The following is a 21686-nucleotide window of genomic DNA, read 5'->3' on the forward strand; positions in this document are numbered from 1 at the left end:
CGATCGTGTGACGCATCGCCCGTTTCGGCGGTACATCAGTGGAAAGACCGCTCCTACGCTGACGTGCCGTGGAGGTTCTTCGTTGACCAGTACCGAACAGGGGCGGCGCAAGTACGACGCGCTCGCCGACCGCTACGAGGAGATCTACTTCTACGTCGCCGACCTGGGCCAGGAGCTGGTGTCGCACGCGGCGCCGCCGCCGGGCGCGCGGGTGCTGGACGTGGGTGCCGGACGGGGCGCCGTGGCCAGGGCGGCACTGGCCGCGGGCTGCGCGGTGACGGCGGTCGACGCGTCGGCAGGCATGGTGGCCCGGCTCGCCGCCGACCACCCGGAACTGGTGGTGCGCCAGCAGGACGCCGGCACGCTCGCCTTCCCGGGCGGGTCGTTCGACGTGGTGACCGCGGGCTTCCTGGTGCAGGTGCTCACCGAGCCCGAGGCGGCGCTGGCGGAGTTCCACCGCGTCCTCGCACCGGAGGGCGTGGTGGCGCTGTCCCTCGAACGGCAGACGGTCGGCCGCCTCGGCTGGCTCCACGACCTGAACCGCGAGTTCTTCGGCGCGGGCACCTCCGACGACCCGCTGTCCCCGGACGGCCTTGACGAGCTGCTGACCGGCGCCGGTTTCACCGCTCCGGCGCGGGCACTGGTGAAGGTGCCGAAGAACGTGGCGAACCCGGCCGCGCTGTGGGACTGGCTGGCGCTGCAGGGTGTCCCGGAGGTGCTCGACACGCTCCCGAGCCAGGACGCCGTCGCGTTCCGGGAACGCTTCTTCCGCGGCGCTGAGGACATGCACCGCAACGGCGGCATCACCCTGGAGTTCGCCGCGACCCTCCACACCGCCACCCGCCCCTGACCAGCTCCACCTCCGGATCGACGCCGTCGAGGCGGCCGTCACCGCAGTGGGCTCGCCGGGCCGCCGCCCGCCCGGGTACGTCGTCGCCAACGGCGGGTCGCCGGACGACGCGCCGGTTCGCGTCCGCGCCTACTTGAGCACAATCCGAACATACTTTCGCAGAAACCCAGCGAAAGTCTTGTGTGGAACCGACACATCCGGTACCCCTTGAACAGGAACCGCACAGAAGCGGTCACGTTCACACACAGCGTGGGGTCTGCCGATGAAGTCCAGCCTTGTCACCGCCGCCGCGCTCGTCGTGGCGCTGGCCGCCTCGATACCCGTCCCCGCGTCCGCCGCGCCGCCCGGCCGCTGGACCGTCACCGGTCCGGACCGGGCGCTGACCGCGCAGGTCGCGCTCGACCAGGACGGCATTCCGACCCTGAGTGTCACCAGGGGTGGCACGCAGGTGCTCGCGCCCGCGCCGCTCGGCCTGCACACCACCGGCGCCGACCTGTCGCGTGGCCTCCACCTGGTCGGCGACCGCAGTCGCACGGTCGCCGAGCGGTACACCATGCCAACCGGCAAGCGCCGCGAGCGCGCGACCACGATGACCGAGCGGCGCCTGTCCTTCGCCGGGGACGGCGGTGCCCGCATCGACGTCGTGCTGCGGGTCGCACCCGACGGCGTCGCCTACCGCTACGAACTGCCCGCCGCCGCCGAGATCACGTCCGAGGCGTCGGCGTTCACGCTGCCCGCCGACGCGCCGGCGTGGCTGCTGCCCTACAACGCCTGGTACGAGGCCAACCGGATCACGACGACCGCGGGCGGTGCCGCCGCGGGCGACTTCGGCAACCCGTCGCTGTTCCAGGTCGGCGACAGCTACGCGCTGCTCACCGAGTCCGATGTGGACGGACGCTACTCCGGTGCGCGCCTGCGGCACGCGGCCGGCTCGTCGACCTACCGGGTGGTCCTCGCCGACGAGAAGGTCACCGCGCGGCAGACGCCGTGGCGCACCGCCATCATCGGCGACCTCGGCGGCGTCACCGAGTCGACGCTGGTCGACGACCTCGCGACCCCCTCGAAGGTCGGGGACACGTCGTGGATCCACACCGGCAAGGTCGCCTGGTCGTGGCTGTCGGAGCACCAGAGCCCGTCGGACTTCGAGCGGCAGAAGGACTTCGTGGACTTCGCGGCCGGCAACGGCTGGTCCGCGGTGCTCGTCGACGAGGGCTGGAGCGCCGACTGGGTGCCCGAACTCGTCCGCTATGCCCGCGCCCGCGGCGTCGAGGTGCTCCTGTGGTTCCACTGGAACCGGCTCGACACCGCCGAGAAGCGGGACACGATCCTGCCGATGGTGAAGAGCTGGGGCGTGCGCGGCGTGAAGATCGACTTCATGGAGTCGGACTCGCAGGCGCGCTACCAGTGGTACGACGACGTGCTCGCGAAGACCGCCGAGCTGCGCCTCATGGTCAACTTCCACGGCTCGACCATCCCGCACGGGCTCGCCAGGACGTGGCCCCACATCATGACCATGGAAGGCATCCGCGGCGCGGAGAACTACCCGCCCGCGGCGAACAACCCCGTGCAGGCCTTCACCCGCAACGTGGTCGGCTCGATGGACTACACGCCGGTCTCGCTCGACGTCGGCACCCGGGAGGCGACGGTGGCGCACGAGATCGCGCTGCCGGTCGTGTACGAGTCGGGCTGGACGCACTACGCGGACAAGCCGGAGGCCTACGAGCGGCACCCGGAGGCGCTGCGGTTCCTGAACCAGGTGCCGGCCGGCTGGGACGAGACCCGGTACGTGGCCGGGCAGCCGAGCGAGGGTGCCGTGCTCGCGCGGCGGTCGGGCAACCGGTGGTTCGTCGGCGCGATCTCAGTCGGGGCCGCGCGGACGGTGACCGCGCCGCTCGGCTTCCTCGGCGGCGGCAGCTGGACGGTCGAGTTGGTGCGCGACGGGTCCGCGACCGAACGCGGTGACGTCGTGTGGTCGCGGCAGCGGATGCGGGCGTCGGACACGCTGTCGGTCGACGTGCCCGAGAACGGCGGGTTCGCGGCGATCGTGTGCCGGGCGTCGTCGTGTGAGAAGCCGCTGCCGGACGTGCCCTCCGGCGCGGTGTCGGTGACCCCGGCCACCGTGGACGCCGAGGCCGGTTCGACGGTCGAGGTGACCGGGACCTTCACGCTGGACGACGGCGTCGCGCGGGACGTCCGGTTCCGCGCGGGCGCACCGGAGGGCTGGTCGGTCGACGGGCCGGTGATCACCAGGAACCGGCTGAAGGCGGGCCAGTCCGTGACCGGCCGCTGGACCGTCCACGTGGGACAGGCCAGGGGATATGTCGACGTGCCGGTGTACGCGGAGTTCCGCGCACCGGACGGGATGTGGTCGGCACGGGTGCACGTGGCGGGCGCCGTGCGGGTGTTCGTGCCGCCACCGCCGCTCACCGGCAACCCGTACGTCAGCGACCTGACGTTCGTCAGCGAGACCAACGGGTGGGGCCCGGTCGAACGGGACCGCTCGGTGGGCGAGTCGGCTGGCGGTGACGGCAACCCGATCACGATCGGCGGTGTGGTCCACGAGAAGGGACTCGGCACCCACGCCCCCGCTTCGGTGCAGGTCTACCTCGGTGGCCGCTGCACCACGTTCACGGCCGAGGTCGGTCTCGACGACGAGACCACCCAGCCGGGTTCGGTCACCTTCCGGGTGCTGGCCGACGACACGGTCGCCCACGACAGCGGCGTCCTCCGGCCCGGCCCTGCGACATCGGTGACCGCCGACGTGACCGGCGCCCGGATGCTGACGCTCGAGGTGACCGACGGCGGCGACGGCAAGAACTTCGACCACGCCGACTGGGCAGAGGCCCGGCTGACCTGCCAGGGGTGACAGGAGAACGGGGCCCGGACGGCAACGTCCGGGCCCCGTGCCACGCTCAGCCCTGGTACGGGCCCACCACCTGTGGCCTGGTCAGCCTGGTCGACGTCGCCCCGGAACCCGGCACCTCGGTGGCCAGGCAGCGCAGGCCCCACCTCGGCGGCCTCAGGTCGATCAGGTAGTCGTCGACCGCCCGGTTGACGCAGTCGCTCGGGCCGCCGTTGCCGTACGCGGTGTGGCCCCAGCCCTCGTACGTGATCAGGCGCGCGCCGCTCTGGTGCGCGGCGGTCAGGTTCCACTCGTACACGGTCGCCGGGTCGTGGACGTTGCCGATCATCACCAGCGGTGGCGCGTCGTCGATGTCGAGGCGGCGCTGCGGGTTCGTGGTCTCGGTGCCGCTGCCGACGCACGTCATGACGTGGTCGACGTACGGGGACCACTCGACGTTCGGGAACTCCTGACCCAGCTTGTCGCGCAACGACTGGTAGTCGGCGTGGTTGCTGACCCGGTAGCGCCAGTCGCTGCACCAGATCGACGGGTACGGGACGTTCCGGATGTCCTCGCTGAGCGCCGCGACGGTGCGCGTCGCGGCGCCGTCGCGCAGGTCGGCGAAGTACGTCGCGATGTCACCCCATGCCCCGGGCTGCATCACGCCGAACGTCGAGGACGCCAGGTCGTGGAAGTCGATCGGCTTCCCGTTCTCGTCGGTGAGCGTGCCCGCCCTGGCGCGTCGCTTCAGGTCGGCGTACACGGCCCTGGTGTCCGCGCCGTGCAGCGCGCACGACGGGGTGGTGTCGCACCAGTCCGCGAACTCCACGAAACCCTGCTCGACCGGCGCGGTCTCGCTGCGCACGAACTCCCACGCCGTCCGCAGGCTGTGGTCCATGTTGCCGTCCATGACCAGCGCGCGGATCCGGTGCGGGAACAGCTCCGCGTACTGCTGGCCCATCAGCGTGCCGTACGAGTAGCCGACGTAGGTCAGCTTCTCCTCGCCGAGCGCGGCGCGGATCGCGTCCATGTCCCGCGCGGTCGCGAGGTTGTCGACGTGGTCGGCGAGCCCGCCGGAGTTGGCGCGGCAGCTGTCGTGCAGCGCCCGGTTGATCCGCGCCAGCTGGTCGAACTCGGCCTGGTTCGTCGGGTGCTTCGCCTCGTCGGACCGCCGTGCGAGTTCCGCGTCGCACCGCAGCTGTGCCGAGGTGCCGATGCCGCGCGGGTCGAACCCGACCTGGTCGAACCGCGCGTTGACCGCCTCGGTGAACACGTCGGTCCGCTTGACGACCTCGACGCCGGAGCCACCCGGCCCGCCCGGGTCCATCAGGATCGACCCGATGCGGGCCGACGGGTCCTGCGCCGGGCGCCTGGCGAGTCCTATGCGGATCTTCTCGCCGTCCGGCCGCGCCCAGTCGAGCGGCACCTCGATGGTCGCGCAGTCGACCTCCTCGACGTCCGGGCACGGTTGCCAGTCGATGGCCGGTGCCGCTGCCGCCGTTCCCGGCACGAGCGCGACACCCGTCGCGGCCAGCGAGCACGCGAGCAACGCGATCGAACCTCGCCTACGCATGTGGATCCCCCGATTTCATGATCAGCATGACGTGCTGCCCATGATGCCCGCAGTCGGCCACACGCGCAGAAGTCCCGCGCCGCCGTGGTCGGCGGCCGCCGTGCCGGTCCTGACCGTGCCCGGCGGCCCCATGCTGCTCCGGTCCGCGCCGAACCATCCGGAAAGCGACCCCAGACCCCCGCTTGACCAGCGGAAAGTGCCGCTTCGCACGCATCGGCCGGCACCTGGGACGGACTGAACACCGGGTGAACACCGCCCGGGAACCGGACGCCGTAAAATCATGCGGTCGAATTCGTGTTGAAAGGGGGATGCCCGTGACCGCGCAGGTCGAGACGCTCGAGTTCCAGTCCGAGGCACGCCAGCTGTTGCAGTTGATGATCCACTCGGTGTACTCGAACAAGGACACCTTCCTGCGTGAGCTGATCTCGAACGCGTCCGACGCGCTCGACAAGCTCCGCCTGGAGGCGTTCCGGGACAAGGAGCTGGACGTCGACACGTCCGACCTCCACGTCGAGCTGGAAACCGACCCGGTCGCCCGCACGCTCACCGTGCGCGACAACGGGATCGGCATGAGCCGCGACGAGGTGATCAGCCTCATCGGCACCATCGCCAAGTCCGGTACCGCCGAGTTCCTCGCCAAGCTGAAGGAGAACCAGCAGAACGACGAGCTGATCGGCCAGTTCGGCGTCGGCTTCTACTCCAGCTTCATGGTCGCCGACAAGGTCACGCTGGTGACGCGCAAGGCCGGGGCCACGGAAGGCGTGCGCTGGGAGTCCAGCGGCGAGGGCACCTACACGATCGAGCCCGCCGAGGACGCGCCGCAGGGCACCGCGGTCACGCTGCACCTCAAGCCGGAGGACACCGAGGACCGCCTGTACGACTACACGGACAAGGCCAAGCTCACCGAGATCGTCAAGCGGTACTCGGACTTCATCACCTGGCCGGTCCGCCTCGGCGAGGACACGCTGAACTCGATGAAGGCCCTCTGGGCGCGCTCCGACGCCACCGAGGAGGAGCACACCGAGTTCTACAAGCACATCAGCCACGACTGGCAGGCGCCGCTCGAGACGTTCCGGCTGCAGGCCGAGGGCACGTTCGAGTACCAGGCCCTGCTGTTCCTGCCGGCCAAGGCGCCGTTCGACCTGTTCATGCGGGAGCGCAAGCGCGGCGTGCAGCTGTACGTCAAGCGCGTGTTCATCATGGACGACTGCGAAGCGCTGATGCCCGAGTACCTGCGGTTCGTCAAGGGTGTCGTCGACGCGCAGGACCTGTCGCTGAACGTGTCGCGGGAGATCCTCCAGCAGGACCGGCAGATCGAACGCATCCGGCGGCGGCTGGTGAAGAAGGTGCTGCAGACGGTCAAGGCGCTGCCCGCCGAGAAGTACGAGACGTTCTGGGGCGAGTTCGGCAAGGCGGTCAAGGAAGGCCTGCTGGACGACACGGAGAACCGCGAGGCGATCCTGGAGATCTGCTCGTTCGACTCCACCCACTCCGCGGAGGGGCAGACGAAGCTCGCGGAGTACGTCGAGCGGATGAAGGACGGCCAGGAGCACATCTACTACCTGACCGGCGATTCGCGCACCGCGGTCGAGAACTCGCCGCACCTGGAGGCCTTCCAGGCCAAGGGTTACGAGGTACTGGTCCTCACCGACCCCATCGACGAGATGTGGGTCGACGCGGTGCCCGAGTTCGACGGCAGGAAGTTCCAGTCCATCGCGAAGGGCCAGGTGGACCTCGAGGACGAGAAGGACCCCGAGCAGGAGAAGGAGTTCGAGGGCCTGCTGACCTGGCTGAAGTCCACTCTGGACGAGCAGGTGAAGGAGGTGCGGCTCTCGTCGCGGCTCACCACGTCACCGGCGTGCATCGTCGGTGACACCTACGACCTGACGCCGACGCTCGAGAAGATGTACCGCTCGATGGGGCAGCCGATGCCGCAGATCAAGCGCATCCTGGAGCTGAACCCGAAGCACGAGTTCGTGCTCGCGCTGCGGGACGCGCAGGCCAGGGAGCCGGGCGAGGACAAGCCGGACCTCGCGGAGGTCGCCGAGCTGCTCTACGGCATGGCGCTGCTCGCGGAGGGCGGCGACCTCGCCGACCCGTCCCGCTTCACGAAGCTGATGGCGACGAGGCTGTCGAAAACCCTGTGATACTGCGCCGTTTCACCTCGGCGGACGCCGCTGCGCTGGCCAGCCTGCACGGCGACGCCGAGGTGATGCGGCACATCGGTGCCCCGGAACCGCGGGCGGTCGTCGAGTCCTCGACGCTGCCCGCGGTTCTGCGTGAGTACGACTCGCTGCCCGCCGGGATGGGCCAGTTCGCCGCGGCGGCCCCGGACTTCGTCGGCTGGTTCTCGCTCAAGCCCGCGACGAGCGTTGGCCTCGACCCGGCCGACGTCGAGCTGGGGTACCGGCTGCTGCCGTCGTGCTGGGGCCGTGGCCTGGCCACGCGGGGTGCCCGGCTGCTGGTGCGGCGGGCGTTCGCCGAACTCGGGCTTCCCCGGGTGGTCGCGACGACGATGGCCGTGCACACCGGGTCCCGGCGGGTGCTGGAGAAGGCCGGTCTGCGGCACGTGCGCACGTTCCGCGCCGACTGGCCGGACCCACTGCCCGGCGCGGAGAACGGCGACGTCGTGTACGCCCTCACCCGGCCGGAATGGCTTCGCCAGTCGAGGCACTGAAGGACCTGCGAGCCCAACCTCACGCCCCGAAAGACGCGTTCGGGACGCTAAAGGGGGGCGGTCAGGGGCGTAGTGCTCCGGTGAACCAGTCCGCTGCCTGTACGGCGACCTCCTCCAGCGTGCCCGGTTCGTCGAACAGGTGGGACGCGCCCGGCACGATTCGCAGCTCCGAGGGTGCGGTCAGCACGTTGCGTGCGCGTTCGTTGAGGTCGGCCACCATCGGGTCGCGCTCACCCACGATGAGCAGCGTCGGTGCCTGGACCTGGGCAAGTGCGGCACCGGCCAGGTCCGGTCGGCCGCCCCGTGAGACGACCGCGCGGACGGCCTCCGGTCTGGTCGCCGCCGCCACCAGTGCGGCCGCGCCGCCCGTGCTCGCGCCGAACAGGCCCAGTGACAGGCCGGCTGTCGATGGTTCGGTGGTCAGCCGGTCGATCGTGCCGACCAGGCGTTCGGCCAGCAGGCCGATGTCGAACCTCGGGCCGCCGTCCTCGTGGTCCTCCTCCGCGGTCAGCAGGTCCATCAGCACCGTGGCCAGGCCGCGGCGGTTCAGTTCCGCCGCCACCGCGCGGTTGCGGGGGCTGTGCCGTGAGCTGCCGCTGCCGTGCGCGAACAGCACCACCCCGTACGCCCCGTCCGGTACCACCACGTCGGCGTCCAGGTGGGCACCCGCGGTGTCCATCACCAGCTGAGTCATGACGCTGTCCTCCCAAGTAGTGCGAGTGGTCGCAGTGCGCTCGTCTCGTCGAACCACAGGAACGCGTCGTAGCGGTCGCCAAGGACGGTCGGTACGTAGTTGCCCCACCGCTCGCGTTCCGGGTGGTACACGACCCCGATCGCGCGGTGGGCCAGTTCGTCGGTCAGCAGTGGCGGGCGGGCCCCGGGCCACACGAACAGGGCGGCGGGTGGCGCGTCGTGGTGCAGCACCGCTTCCAGCGACCCGTCCCGTGCGGGTGGCACCGGCATCGCCGACATCGGGGCACCCCACGCGTCGCCCGCGATGACCGTGCCGCGGTGGCCGCCGAAACCGACCAGCACCACCCGGTTCGCGCCGTGCCGTTCCCTGGCCAGCTGACCGATGTTCACCTCACCAGCGGCCGCCATGCTGGTGGCCCGCGCGTCGCCGACGTGCGTGTTGTGCGCCCACACCACACCCTTCCCGCCGTGGTGGGCCAGCAGGCGGTCCAGTGTGTCGGCCATGTGGTGGTCCCTGGTGTTCCACGACCGCCTGCCACCGCCGAGCATCGTCCGGTAGTAGCGTTCGGCGCCCGCGACCACCTCGGCGTTCTGCCACGCGGTCAGCGCGCCGCGGCCGCGCAACCGCACGAGCAGGTCGACCACCTCGTTCTCGCAGCTCGCGGGCGTGAACCGGGTCGCGTACTCCCGGCCGCTCTCGCCGTACGGTTCGAAGCAGCGGTACGCGGCCAGCGCGGCCGGCACGTCCTCCGGCGAGTGCTCGTGCAGCCACGTGAGGATCGCGCGCAGCGACTCCCACAGCGAGTACACGTCGAGCCCGTGGAAGGAGACCGGCCGTTCCCGAATACGGTTGTGCTCGCGCAGCCACCGGCAGAAGTCGGTGACCTCCTCGTTGGCCCACATCCACGTCGGCCAGCGGTCGAACTCCGCGAGCGCCTCCCTCGGGTCGGCCGGTGCGTCCGGTTCGGCGCGGACCGACCGGTCCACGCGTTCGCAGTCCGGCCAGTCGCCCTCGACGGCCACGAACGCGAAGCCGCGTTCGGTGATCAGCCGCCGCGTCAGCGCCGCCCGCCAGCCGTAGTACTCGTGGGTGCCGTGGCTGGCCTCGCCGATCAGCACGACACGGGCGTCGCCGATCCGCTCCAGCAGCACGTCGAGGTCGCCGGGGTCGGTCAGCGGTGCCGCCAACCCGGCGATCTCGTCCCCGTAGCGTCCCATCCCCGTCGGCCTACCCTGGGCGGCCACGCCTAAACCGATCGTGCCGGGTGGCGCGAGGGCGCGGTTCGCCGACTACCGCGCTGCGCCGCCGGTCACGGTGCGACGTCCCGCAGCAGCGCGAGCAACGCGGCAAGCGCACCGCCGAACGACGGTTTCGACGGGGCCGCGTAGCCGATCATCAAGCCGGTCAACGGGTCCTCGGCGCGGATCGCGTGCGGGCTGACCGGTTCGATGACCAGTGAGTGCCGTGCGGCCGAGGCGGGCACCGCCGCCTCCGCCGTCGCGGACAGCGGCACGAACAGCTGCAGGCCCGCCGAGATCCCGCGTGGTTTCAGGTGCGCGGGCAGCGCGGCGACGAGCCGGTCCCGCCGCGACCGGTACTCGAGCCGGCCCCTGCGGACGTGCCGGTCGAACGCGCCGGAGCTGATCAGGTCGGCCAGCGCGAGCTGGTTGAGCATGGGCGGCACCACGCCGGTGTCCTCCACCGCCGCGATCACCGGGTCCACCAGGAACCTCGGCAGCACCAGCCACCCGATGCGCAGCGACGGCGCGAGGGTCTTGCTCGCGGTGCCCGCGTACACCACGCGTTCCGGCGCGAGAGCCTGCAGCGCACCGACCTGCTGGCGGTCGAAGCGGAACTCGCCGTCGTAGTCGTCCTCGACGACGATCGCGCCGGAGCGGACCAGTGCCGTGCGGCGGCCGGGTGCCATCGTGACACCCAGCGGCGCCTGGTGGGCCGGGGTGACGACGACGGCGGGGCTCGACAGCTTCTCGACCACCAGCCCCTGGTCGTCGACCGGCACGCCGGCGATCCGCTGCCCGGCGGCCGCCGCGAAGGTCCGGAACCGGTCGATCGACGGGTCCTCGAACGCGGTCTCGGTCATGCCGAGGTCGGCGAACGCGCGGCCGAGCACGGTCATGGCGTGCGTGAACCCGGCGACGACCACGATGCGGGCCGGGTCGGCGAGCACGCCCCGGCTGCGGCCGAGGTACGCGGCGAGCGTCGCACGCAACACGAGCGACCCGCGGTGCTCGCCGTAGCCGAAGATCTCGTGGGGCGCGTTGGCCAGCACCCGCCGCGTCGACGCGAGCCACTGGTCGCGCGGGAACAGCGACACGTCCGGCCTGCCCGCCATCAGCGTCCAGCGCCTGGTCTGCCTCGGTGTGTAGGCGCGGTCGGGGGAGGCCAGCGGCGCGGCGCCCGCCGTCGCGACCCTGGTCGGCGCGCCCTGGCTGGTCCGCAGGTAGCCCTCCGCGGCGAGGTCGGCGTAGACGCGGGTCACGGTGCCGCGGGCGACGCCGAGGTCGGCGGCGAGCGCGCGGGTGGAGGGCACCACCGACCCCGGTCGCCACCGGCCGTCCCGGATCGCGTCCCGGATCGCGTTCGCGAGCTGCGTGCGCCCGCTGCCGGGGGTCCAGTCGAGGTGTGCGTCGACCGACGAACTGGTCCACGAATCCGCCATGGAACTGGACTCTACGCGTGGACAGGTGGCCGCTAACGTTGATCACATGACCAAGCGGATCTCCATCATCGACGGCATGTCCGGCGCGTTCGGCGCGCTCAACACCCTGGCGGGGGAGGTCGCGAAGGCGGCGGCCGACGCCGGCGTGGACACCAAGCTTCTCGAGCTCGTCAAGATCAGGGCCTCGCAGCTCAACGGCTGCGCGTACTGCCTCGACATGCACACGGCCGACACCCTCGCCGACGGCGAGGACCCGAGGCGGCTGCACGTGCTGGCCGCGTGGCGCGAGACCGACCTGTACACCGAGCAGGAGCGGGCGGCGCTGGCGCTGACCGAGGTGCTCACCCGGCTGCCGGACACCAACGACGTGCCCGACGACGTCTACGAGTACGCCACGTCCGTGTTCACCGAGGCGCAGTACCAGGCGGTCGTGTGGATGGTGATGGTGATCAACGGCTACAACCGGGTCGTCCTGCCCGGCCACCCGAAGCTGCCCACGAGGACGGCGTGACCGGTCGCCGCTCGACCTGCGGCGTCAGACCCCGGGGAGCAGGACCAGCGCGTTCGCGATCCGGTGCCGTAGCGCGGTCTCGTGGTCCTGGCCGGTGTTCAGCGTCAGCGTGAGGCCCTCCGGCGCGGCGGCGGCGGCGATGTCGAGCAGCACGGCGAACTGCGCGGGCGGTTCGTCGGCGAGCAGTTCCTCGGCGTGTGCCACGACCACGTCCACGGCGCCGAGGCCACGCACCGCATCGGCCAGTACGTCCCAGCCGGGTCCGGCGGGCACCGGGACACCCAGTGCCCGCGCCGCCTCCGCGAAGAAGGCGGCGCGGGTCCGGCAGGCACGCCCGTCCATGCCGACGGTGGCCGGGGCAGTGGTCACCGTCAACCAGTGGACGGGCGTCGTCACAGGAACTCCTCACAGCCGGTGGAATTCGCTGTAGTGTCGCGCCCGCACCTTGTCAGGACATGGCGAAGATCGGCAAGAGAGGTGAACTTCAGGTTCCCCTCAGGCGTTCTCGTCCACCCACAACCCCAGCAGGCCGCGGAAGTGCGCGACGAACCGGTCGTGCTCGGGCACCGGGTAGGTCGACCGCACGGTCGACACCAGTAACTCGTCGAAGGCCGGGGACACCACCCAGTCCCGCACCAGGTCATCGACGTGCGACAGCGACGTCGCGCAGAAGTCGTGGTAGCGCTCGGTTTCGAAGTAGTCGTCGGCGAGCTTGCGGTACTCGGTCAGCTTCTCGTCGTAGGACCGGTCCGAGTCGGCGACCGCGAAGTACGCGCGGGTGTCCAGGTCCAGCCTCGGCGTGCGGCCCGACACCGCGCAGAACGCCGACCACTTCAGCAGTGAGCCGATCGCCCACGGGAAGTAGTAGTGCAGCGAGGTGATCGAGATGTCCGGGCACGCGTTCGCGTAGTCGATCGGGTGCACCGACCCGTCGACCACGAGGCTCTCGCACGAGTTGAACTCCCACCGGAAGAACGCGTTGATCAGCCGCGAGATCGTCAGCACCTCCTCGCCGGCCGCCGGTGAGAGGAAGGCGTGGTCCACCGCGTACCGGTGGTGCATCGGCTCGTCGGGCTGGAAGCGCATCACCATGCTGTCCGGGCCGATCGTCAGCGACCGCGCGAACACGTCGAAGCCCTCGACCGACGCCTGCAGGTGCATCAGCATCTCGCCGGACTCGTCGTACGCCCTGTGCAGGGCCGCCCGGTCCCTGACGCGGGACACGCCGCGCCACGCGCCACCGTCGTAGGGCTTCATGTACATCGGATAGCCGATCCGCGCGGCGATGTCGTCGAGGTCGAACGGCTGGTTGTACTTCGCCGCGGTGTAGGCGTAGCGGGCGTTGTCGACCGGGTTCTTGTACGGCACCAGCCACGTTTCGGGCACCTTGAGGCCCAGCCGGATCATCGCGCAGTACGCGGCGTGCTTCTCCATCGACTGGAACGTGAACGGGCTGTTCAGCAGGTACACGTCGTCCATCAGCGCGATCTTCTTCAGCCACTCGCGCGGCACGTAGTACCAGTACGCGAGCCGGTCGATCACGAGGTCGTACCTCGGTTTGGCACGCAGGTCGAACGGTTCGATCGTGATCCGCTCGGTGCGCAGCGTGTGGTCGGCCCCGTCCGCGCGCACCGGGCCAAGGCGCCGCACCAGCTCCTCGAACGCGCGCGGCCAGTCCTCCTCGGTGCCCAGCAGGAGACCGAGCAGGTGTTCCGTACGGTCCACGTGTTCCTCCGTCAACAGAAGCGGGGCAGGTGGTGGGCGAGCTGCGCCCGCCATGACGGCCAGTCGTGCGGCACGTCGTGGCCCCACACGTCCAGCTCGCAGCGCAGACCCTTGTCGTGCAGCAGGTTCGCGAACGCCTGGGTGGAGTGCAGGGAGCCGGTCGTGTCCTCCCACTGGCCCTGGCCGACGACCAGCAGCACCGAGAGGCGCGACCGCAGCCAGTCGAGGTGGCCGCCGTTCAGGTTCGGCACGAAGTCGACGGGGTTGGTGAAGTACGCGGCCTCGCCGCGCTCGCCCCAGCCGTTCCACGTCGACGGGTCGTAGTTGCCCGACATGCCGATGGCCAGCGGGAACAGGTCCGCGCGGCGCAGCGCGAACAGCACCGCGTGGAACGCGCCGAGCGAGCAGCCGAGCGTCGCGACCTCGGTGTACCCGCCGCAGTCGCGGTGGATGGCGGGCAGGACGTCGTCCAGGATCCATGACTCGTACACGCCGTGCTGCTGTGCGCGCTGCTCCAGCGGGACCGACGGGTTCGACCAGGACGCCGCGTCGTGCGAGTCGACGCAGTACAGCTTGACCCGGCCCTCGTCGATCAGCGGCGCGACCCCGTCGAGCATGCCGCCTGCCTCGAAGTCCCACGCCCGGCCCTGCTCGGAGGGGAACACGAGGAAGGGTCTGCCGTAGTGCCCGTACGCGATGACGGTGCCGCCGCCGAGCTCGTACTGGTCGCGGCGCATCAGCGGCCCCAGACCGCGCGGAGCAGCCCGGTGAGCGCGGGGTCGAACGCGTCGCGCCACGCGACGTAGTTGTGCGAGTCGGGCACCTCGTCCAGCCGCACGTCGTAGCCCTGTTTGGCGAGGGTGGCGGCCATCTGCCGGTTGTTCGCGAGGTTCTCCTCCGCCGTGCCGCACGTCATGACCACCGGCACGGCCTCGTGCGGCACCGTGCGCAGCACGTCCGCCACATACACGCTGACCTGCCCGAACCGGCTGAACCGGTGCTGTTCCTGCGGGTCGAGGTCCACGGTCAGGAACGACGCCGACTGCAGGAACAGCCCGCCGAACAGGCCGGGCAGCGCCCGCTGCGCGTGCAGCATGGCGAGCCCGCCCAGGCTCGCGCCCATGCCGGCCACCGGCCCGGTGACCGCGACCGTCGCGCGCAGCAGCGGCAGGACGCGCTGGTGCAGTGTCGCCGCGTACCGGGGGTTGGCGGCGTACTCGTCGTCGCGGTCCCCCGGGGCGAGCAGCGCGACCCGGAAGGGCGGCAGCTCCCCGGTGGCGATCATCGCGGCGGCGTACCCGGTCAGGTCGGCGAGCCGGTCGTACTCGGGACCGTCGTGCGCCACGAGCAGCGGCAGCGGCTCGGCCGCGGGCGCCGGTGACCAGACACGTACGGCGATCTCCCCGCCGAGCAGTGGCGCGGGCACCGCGAGGTCGGCCACCTCGCCGGGCGCGCGGTCGGCGACCAGCCATTTCGGTGGTGTGTAGCCGGGGAACTCGACGACCGACTTGTCGCCGAACGCACCGGGGGCGCGCAGCGGGTTGGCCGGGTCGCAGATCTCCTCGTCCTGCCCGCCGGGGTGGCGCAGCCGGAACCGGTACTCCATGCGGTGGACCGGCGGGCGGGGCAGCGCGAGGCGCCACAGCCCGTCGGCGAAGGTGAAGTCCAGGTCGGTGCCGGGAAGTGACAGCGCGGGCAGCAACCGGGTGCCGGCCAGCGCCGACTCGGCGTCGGGCAACCGGAACGTGACGGAGTCGTCGGTCACATGCGGCTCCGTCTCGGTGATCACCGACCCATCGAAACCACCGGCCGCACGAGAAGTCAAGGGCGCCGTCGAGACGCGCTCCCGGCCGCTGCCCCCGCGCGGTGAGCGGCCGGCCATGATCCGTCACGTGGTCCCCGGCCCGGTTGCTCAGCCGGGCGCGAGCGCCTCGATGATCTCCATCGCAAGGCCGGTCGCGGATTCCGGGGCCACGTCGGGGTTTCCGATGCCGTCGTGCCAGTTCAGGTCGTAGTACAGCTCCGTGACGCCCTGCTCGCCAAGCCACGCGACGTCCGCGCGGATCTCGTCGGGAGTGCCGGTGAGCCTGCCGTCCCGCCGGCCCGGCCGCACCACCCCGCGCACCACGATCCGGACCCGCTCCTGGTCGGCTGCGGCCCGCCGCACGACCGCGATGTCCTCGCCGATGCGGTCCAGGTCGGTGGCGCTGCGGCTCATCCAGCCCGCCGCCAGCCTGCCCGCCCGCTCCAGCGCGGGCGCCACGACCCCGCCGAGGAGAATCGGCGGACCGCCCGGCTGCACCGGCCGGGGACGCATCCGGCTCGGCGGCACCGTGTAGAACTCGCCGTCGAAGCTCGCCGGGTCGTCGCGCCAGAGCGTGTGCAGCACGCGGACGTACTCCTCGGCACGAGCGCCGCGCCGGGCCTTGTCCGCGCCGGTGGCCGTGAACTCGGTGGGGGACCAGCCGACGCCGAGCCCGAGGTCGAATCGGCCGCCGGACAGCACGTCGAGGGTCGCCGCCTGCTTGGCGAGGTACACCGGCGAGACGAACGGCAGGTTCACAAGCGCCACCCCAAGCCGGATGCGGGACGTGTGCGCGGCCGCGAAAGCCAACGGCAGCAACGGGTCCAGCACACTCTGGTAGACGGCGTCGAGCCGGTCGTCCACCCCGACGAGCAACCGCTGGAACGTCCACAACGAGTCGTAGCCCAGCTCTTCGGCCCGCACCGCCACCCTGGCGATCGTCTCCGGCGACGCCCACGCGCCGGACACCGGCGCCCCAAGCCCGATCCTCATGCCCCCAACCTAGATGATTGCTTCCGTGAAGTGCGTTCACGGCAACAAGTGCCCTGAAAGGCGCGTTTAGGGTGCTCAGCGCCCTAAACGCGCCTTTCAGGGCATTGCCAACGGCGCCGCGAAGCGGGCCCATCCTGCGCAACCCTGACGGTGGCGCAAGCCCACCCGAAAGGGGCAGGCAGACCCGAACCCAAACCAGACCGGACCTAGCCCGACGTGACCGGCGATCACCACCGACCATGCCTCATGAGGGAAGGCCCGCCCGGACACGTCCGGACGGGCCTTCCCTCACTCGCTCAGAGCTTCGCGCACTGGCCCGAGGCCGGGCCGCGCACGGTGTTCTTCCTGTCGTCGTTGCCAGGCGGCGGGTTGTTGGCCGCGCACGCGAGCGGGCCGGTGATCGTGTTGCCCGCAACGACCGCCTCCCCGCCCGTGTTGCCGATCAGCGTCACCGGGCCGGTCACCTTCGACGTGTCGAGCCGCACGCCCGCCTTGTTGGTCGCCAGTGAGACGGGGCCGGTGACCTTCGCCTCGGCCAGCACCACCGCGCCGGTCGCGCCGGTCACCGTCACCGGGCCGAAGACCCGCGTGCCGGTCATCTCGAACAGTTCGGGACGGGTCGCCGTCACCGGTCCCGCGACCAGGCCACCGGTCACGACCAGCGACGCGCCGGGGCGCACCGTGACCGGACCGAGGATCGTGGCACCGTCCACACAGGTCAGTCCGGACGAGACGGTGACCGGGCCGAACCGCATGCCCGTGATCGTCGTGTCGCAGGACGGGCCCGGCTCGCCGATCGACGACCTCGGCGCCGGGTCCGCGGTGATCGGCGAGTTGGCACCGATGTACGCGGTCAGCATCGTCAGGTCGTTGTCGCCCGTCGTGGCCGGGTCCGTGCCCTCGGCGAGGGTGAAGAAGTTGTCGCCACCCGAGGCCAGGAACGAGTTCACCGTCACCCGGTAGGTCGCAGCCGGATCGATCGGCTGACCGTTGAGCGACATCGACGTGATGCGCTGCCCCGCCGGGTTGTCCGGCAGGTAGGTGTAGGTGAAGCCCTGCGAGACACCCAGGTGCAGCTTCGGCCGCGACGCGCCTGCCGGCTGCCACTGCTCCTCCAGCACCTGCTTGATCTGCGCACCCGTGTACGACATGGTCACCACGTCGTTGGAGAACGGCTGCACCGAGAACGCCTCGGCGTAGGTCACCACGCCGTCCGGTGCGTGCAGCAGGTCCGACCGCAGCCCGCCCGGGTTCATGAACGCGATCTGCGCCCCGCCCCGGCCAGGATCGTTGGTGCCCGCCAGCTGCACGTCGGCGACGAAGTTGCCGAGCACCGACTCCGACCCGCGGTCCTCGGCACCGGCCGGGGTGAACGCCCGCGTGATGTCGGCCGTGATCGAGCCGAGCGGCTGCTTGCCCAGCTCCTCGGCGTTCGCCTTGGCCTGCGCGACCAGCGCGGCGACCTCGGGGTCACTCGGTGCGCCGGTCACGTCGATCAGCGCGGCGTCCGACGAGACGACCGTTTTGGTCGCCGGGTCGATCGACAGCGTGACCTTGCCCAGCTTCGTGCCGTAGTCCTCGGCCTGCAGCACCGGCCGGGTCCGGTCCGTGCCCGGCACCGGCGCCTCGAACGCGTAGGGCTGGTGCGTGTGGCCGGACATGATCGCGTCGACGTCCGCGCTGATGTTCATGAACTCGCCGAACACCGGGTCGGACAGCAGGTCCTCGACGGAACCGATGTTCTCGGTCGCCGCACCCTCGTGCGCCAGCAGCACGACCACGTCGGCCTCACCGTTGGCCGCGTCGCCGTCCTTCAGTGCCGAGGCAACGCCCTCCGCCTCGGCCACCGGGTCGCGGAACGTCAGGCCCGCGATCCCGTCGGGGCTCACCAGCGACGCCGTCTGCTCGGTCACGACACCGACGATGCCGACGCGCACACCGGCCACGGTCTGGACGTCGTAGGCGGGCAGCACCCGCTCGTCACCGCGGTACACGTTCGCGCCGAGGTACGGGAAGTCGGCCCGGTCGGTCACCCGGCCGGTCAGGTCCGCGAACCCCTTGTCGAACTCGTGGTTGCCGACCGCGGCCGCGTCGAGCCCCATGAGGTTCAGCGCGTCGAGCGTCGGGTTGTCGTCGTCGATCGCCGAGACGAACGTCGACGCGCCGATGTTGTCACCGGCCGACAGGAACAGCGTGTTGGGGTTCTCCTCCCGCAGCTGGTCGACGAGCCCCGCGAGCTGGGCGGCGCCACCGACGCCCGCCGACGGCGGCTCGAGGCGGCCGTGGAAGTCGTTGATGCCCAGGATCTGCAGGTCCACCGGCCCGATCGCGCCGGTGTTCAGCCCGATCACCTTCGGGTTGTGGTCACTCGCCCGGTACGGGCCCGCGTCGTAGAAGGCCGGGTGGCCGTCGTACTGGAACGCGAACGACTCGTGCGAGTTGATCTGCCAGGTGTCCACACCGGTCACCCTGGCCGCGAGCGACGGCGTCGCGACCGCGTGGTCCAGCGAACCGGACTCGCCGCCGAACACGTAGCTGGCCGCACCGTCGGTGACGTCCTCGAACGCCGCGTCGCGCAGGACCCGCATCGGGTCTTCCTGCGTGTAGGCGTTGAAGTCGCCGAGCAGCAGCACGTCGTCGCTGCCCGAGGACGTCTTCAGCGCGTCGACGAACGCGGTCAGCGACCGGGCCTGCCGGACCCGGTCACCGTTGTAGGCGCCCTGCCCGTCACCGGTGTCGGCGTTGTCGCCGGTCGGGTCGCCGGACGCGGACTTGGACTTGAAGTGGTTGGCCACCACGGTGAACGTGACCTGGCCGGCGGTGAACGTCTGCGCGAGCGGCTCACGCGCGTTGAACCACACCGTCTCGTCGTTGATCGTCTGCGCGTCGCCGGACGGGGTCACCGCGCCGGGCTTGAAGATGATCGCGGTCGTGATGAAGTCCTGCTGCGCGGCGGGCGGTGCGTTCGCGGGCGAACGCACGTAGTCCCACGTACCGGAGCCTTCCTCGGCGTTCAGGGCGTCGACCAGGCGCTTGAGCGCCATCTGCGGGTCGTTCGCCGCGAACCGGGCCGAGTTCTCGATCTCCTCGAGGGCGATCACGTCGGCGTCCAGCGCGGTGATCGCGGAGACGATCTTCGCTTCCTGCCTGGCGAGACCGGCCTCGTCGTCCGCGCCGCGGGCGTCGCCGCCGAAGTGGACGAAGTAGTTGAGCACGTTGAAGCTCGCGACCTTGATGTCGCCGCCGACCGCCGCGGGCGCCGGGGTGCGCGGGTTGGTCGACTTGAACGTGGTCCGCTGCGGCTCCGGGGTCGTCGCGGTCACCGGGGTGGTCGGCTGCAGCCGCCACTCGTTGAACCCGTAGGACAGCACGGCGGGCGCGAACGCCTCCACCTGGTCACCCACCCGCAGCGGCGCGTCCGGGTAGACGTACGGCGGGAGCTGGCCCGCCGTGGCCAGGTTGGTGGTGGAGCCGTCGTCCAGCAGCACGCGCCGGAGTTTGTTCTCCTGCGCCTGTGCCTGCGCCTCCGGGGTGCCGGGGCGGAACAGGTCGGTCGGGATCGGCGCGGCCTGGTCACCCCCGGCGAGCACGACCTCGCCGTAGCGGTTGGTGTTGTAGACCTCGGAGACCGTGAAGTCGCCGACCGGCGCGACGAGCATCGACTCGACCGACTCGCGCGCGGCGGGGTCGAGCGGCAGCGTCAGCGGGGCGGGCGTGGGCAGGGACGCGTCGTGCGCACACACCTGGAAGTCGGCCTTGGCGCCGATGGTGACCTCGGTCAGCCCGTTGAACTCGCTGACCACACCACGCACGCGCACCTGGTCGCCGACGGCGACGGCCGGGTGGTTGGCGGCGTTGGTCGTCAGGTAGACGAAGACACCGTCGGAGGCGGTGCCGGCCGAGGGGGCGCGGTCGCCGGAGCCCGCGGTCTGGACGTGGACACCGTTGTAGCCGCCGCTGCTGTGGTCGGCGGTGACGACGCCCTCGATGACGACCTGGCTGCCGGACAGCGGGGAGGCGTCGGTGGTGCCCTGCACCTCCGCGATGGTGTTGGTGACGGCGATGTCGCAGCCGACCGGGTCGGGGTCGGGGTCACCGCCGCCGCCGGAGTTGCGGGTGCCGAAGGTGTTCTGGGCCGCGGCGCGCCACGTGCCCTCGACCTTCTGCAGCGAGTGGCCAACCGGGGTGGCCGAGCCCTCGGCGACGCCGATGTCGGTGGCGGTGGTGCCGTTCGCGGGACCACCGTTGGCGGTCAGCGGGCCCTCGTAGGAGAGGAACTCCGCGACCGTGCCGTCCGGGCGGACGAGCGCGACGGCGTCGGGGGAGCCGTTCTGGAGGCCGTCGGTCGGGTAGGTCTCGACGACCACGCCTGCCTCGCCGACGGCGCCGGACAGCGTGCGGGTGTTGTACACCGCACCGCCGTTGCCGTTGTACAGGGCGAGCTGCCAGCCGGAGAGGTCGAAGCCGGCGGGGGCCTCGATCTCCAGCGCCTCGCCGGTGTCCGTTCCGACGTTGTCGTAGTGGATCTCACTGAGGAACGGGGCGGTCGGTTCCGCCGCCTGTGCCGGCGATGAGCCGACCGCGGCGATCGTGGCGATCGCGGTCAGCGCTCCGACGACTTGGAGCGAACGGACACGTCTGCTACTGGGCATCTGGCCTCCATCAGGCGGATAGAACCTGCCGGAGCCTAGGTGTCGAGGGTGTCGAGAAAAATGCGCGCAGATGTACGTTGCGCGATTGTTAGCTGCGTTCTGAAAAGCCTTGGCACACAACGGAGTCATCTGGATACGCCCGGTTACCGGGCGGTATGTGCGGATTGTCACCGTAACGGCTCGCGTCATTCTTCCCGGACGTTTTCGAATATGCCGAACGGCGTAACGGGTTCGTTTTCCGGCTGCGGCCGATCTTGTCGTGGACGCGGTAGACGTCCGATCTCTGGTCGGAACTTTCTCGTTCATGACGACCGAATGGGCGCTTGACGATGTCGAGACCTCGGATGTTAACTGCTTGTGAAACACCTGCTGTCTCTTTCGGATCCCACCCCTGCGCCGAGAGAGGACCGAGTCGTGCGCATCGTTGCCAAGGCACTCCTTGTCGCGAACGGCCGCGCGTACCAGATCCAGTTGTCGGACAACAACTCCACTTGGCGCACGGTGTACTCGACGACCACTTCGGACGGTGGCGCCGACGAGTCCGAGGTGAACGCGACCGCCCGGTACGTGCGCGTGCACGGCACTCAACGCGCCACCCAGTGGGGCTACTCGCTCTGGGAGTTTGCCGTCCTCGGCTCCTGAGCGAGTACCCGGCCGGGGGGCAGCCGGCGTCGTCTGCCCCCGG

At 70.9% G+C, this 21686-nt stretch carries 16 protein-coding genes; 6 read left to right on the plus strand and 10 right to left on the minus strand.

Features of this window, described 5'->3' with window-relative positions; all coding sequences use genetic code 11:
• The first annotated feature begins 82 nt into the window (after nucleotides 1–82).
• Nucleotides 83–850, plus strand: a complete 768-nt coding sequence (locus ACFPCV_RS17410; protein WP_378057237.1) for a class I SAM-dependent methyltransferase — start codon at nucleotides 83–85, stop codon at nucleotides 848–850.
• A gap of 262 nt (nucleotides 851–1112) precedes the next feature.
• A complete protein-coding gene (locus ACFPCV_RS17415) occupies nucleotides 1113–3716 on the plus strand; it encodes an NPCBM/NEW2 domain-containing protein (RefSeq protein WP_378057238.1) in 2604 nt (867 codons plus the stop codon).
• A 46-nt stretch (nucleotides 3717–3762) separates the two neighbouring features.
• On the opposite strand, the gene ACFPCV_RS17420 is transcribed toward ACFPCV_RS17415, so the two are convergent.
• A complete protein-coding gene (locus tag ACFPCV_RS17420) occupies nucleotides 3763–5265 on the minus strand; it encodes an alpha/beta hydrolase (protein WP_378057240.1) in 1503 nt (500 codons plus the stop codon).
• 314 nt (nucleotides 5266–5579) lie between these two features.
• Here ACFPCV_RS17420 and htpG point away from each other — a divergent pair, with 314 nt between their 5' ends.
• Together htpG and ACFPCV_RS17430 are read left to right on the plus strand one after the other, a co-directional pair.
• The gene (gene htpG, locus ACFPCV_RS17425) at nucleotides 5580–7412 is read left to right on the plus strand and encodes a molecular chaperone HtpG (protein WP_378057241.1); all 1833 of its coding nucleotides are present in this window, start codon (nucleotides 5580–5582) and stop codon (nucleotides 7410–7412) included.
• Nucleotides 7409–7942 carry a GNAT family N-acetyltransferase gene (locus ACFPCV_RS17430; RefSeq protein WP_378057242.1) on the plus strand — a complete coding sequence of 178 codons (534 nt, stop codon included), beginning with the start codon at nucleotides 7409–7411 and terminating at the stop codon, nucleotides 7940–7942. The genes htpG and ACFPCV_RS17430 overlap by 4 nt, the downstream gene beginning before the upstream one ends.
• Nucleotides 7943–8003: 61 nt before the next feature.
• Here ACFPCV_RS17430 and ACFPCV_RS17435 read toward each other — a convergent pair whose 3' ends face one another.
• From ACFPCV_RS17435 to ACFPCV_RS17445, 3 genes are all read right to left on the minus strand, one after another.
• Nucleotides 8004–8636, minus strand: coding sequence for a dienelactone hydrolase family protein (locus ACFPCV_RS17435; protein WP_378057243.1), 633 nt, complete (start codon nucleotides 8634–8636; stop codon nucleotides 8004–8006).
• Nucleotides 8633–9853: an erythromycin esterase family protein gene (locus ACFPCV_RS17440; RefSeq protein ID WP_378057244.1), complete on the minus strand. Its 1221-nt coding sequence runs from the start codon at nucleotides 9851–9853 to the stop codon at nucleotides 8633–8635. The genes ACFPCV_RS17435 and ACFPCV_RS17440 overlap by 4 nt, the downstream gene beginning before the upstream one ends.
• Before the next feature lie 92 nt (nucleotides 9854–9945).
• Nucleotides 9946–11316: an aminotransferase-like domain-containing protein gene (locus ACFPCV_RS17445; protein ID WP_378057245.1), complete on the minus strand. Its 1371-nt coding sequence runs from the start codon at nucleotides 11314–11316 to the stop codon at nucleotides 9946–9948.
• A 46-nt stretch (nucleotides 11317–11362) separates the two neighbouring features.
• On the opposite strand from ACFPCV_RS17445, the gene ACFPCV_RS17450 reads away from it, so the two are divergent.
• Entirely contained in the window at nucleotides 11363–11827 is a 465-nt protein-coding gene (locus ACFPCV_RS17450) for a carboxymuconolactone decarboxylase family protein (protein WP_378057246.1), read from the plus strand.
• A gap of 24 nt (nucleotides 11828–11851) precedes the next feature.
• Here ACFPCV_RS17450 and ACFPCV_RS17455 read toward each other — a convergent pair whose 3' ends face one another.
• From ACFPCV_RS17455 to ACFPCV_RS17480, 6 genes are all read right to left on the minus strand, one after another.
• Nucleotides 11852–12223: a barstar family protein gene (locus ACFPCV_RS17455; RefSeq protein WP_378057247.1), complete on the minus strand. Its 372-nt coding sequence runs from the start codon at nucleotides 12221–12223 to the stop codon at nucleotides 11852–11854.
• A 99-nt stretch (nucleotides 12224–12322) separates the two neighbouring features.
• Nucleotides 12323–13552 (minus strand): ATP-grasp domain-containing protein, encoded by a 1230-nt coding sequence (locus ACFPCV_RS17460; protein WP_378057248.1) that lies wholly within the window; start codon nucleotides 13550–13552, stop codon nucleotides 12323–12325.
• Nucleotides 13553–13563: 11 nt separating this feature from the next.
• Nucleotides 13564–14289 carry an esterase family protein gene (locus ACFPCV_RS17465; protein WP_378057249.1) on the minus strand — a complete coding sequence of 242 codons (726 nt, stop codon included), beginning with the start codon at nucleotides 14287–14289 and terminating at the stop codon, nucleotides 13564–13566.
• On the minus strand, nucleotides 14289–15317 hold the full coding sequence (locus ACFPCV_RS17470) for an alpha/beta hydrolase (protein WP_378057250.1): 1029 nt from the start codon (nucleotides 15315–15317) through the stop codon (nucleotides 14289–14291). The genes ACFPCV_RS17465 and ACFPCV_RS17470 overlap by 1 nt, the downstream gene beginning before the upstream one ends.
• 147 nt (nucleotides 15318–15464) lie before the next feature.
• Complete coding sequence (locus tag ACFPCV_RS17475) at nucleotides 15465–16349, minus strand: TIGR03619 family F420-dependent LLM class oxidoreductase (protein WP_378057251.1); 885 nt, start codon at nucleotides 16347–16349, stop codon at nucleotides 15465–15467.
• 296 nt (nucleotides 16350–16645) lie between these two features.
• Nucleotides 16646–21001 carry an ExeM/NucH family extracellular endonuclease gene (locus tag ACFPCV_RS17480; protein ID WP_378057252.1) on the minus strand — a complete coding sequence of 1452 codons (4356 nt, stop codon included), beginning with the start codon at nucleotides 20999–21001 and terminating at the stop codon, nucleotides 16646–16648.
• A gap of 414 nt (nucleotides 21002–21415) precedes the next feature.
• Here ACFPCV_RS17480 and ACFPCV_RS17485 point away from each other — a divergent pair, with 414 nt between their 5' ends.
• On the plus strand, nucleotides 21416–21643 hold the full coding sequence (locus tag ACFPCV_RS17485) for a discoidin domain-containing protein (RefSeq protein ID WP_378057253.1): 228 nt from the start codon (nucleotides 21416–21418) through the stop codon (nucleotides 21641–21643).
• Nucleotides 21644–21686: the final 43 nt, after the last annotated feature.

The sequence above is a fragment of the Actinophytocola glycyrrhizae genome (genome assembly GCF_042653545.1).
GTDB lineage: Bacteria > Actinomycetota > Actinomycetes > Mycobacteriales > Pseudonocardiaceae > Actinophytocola > Actinophytocola glycyrrhizae.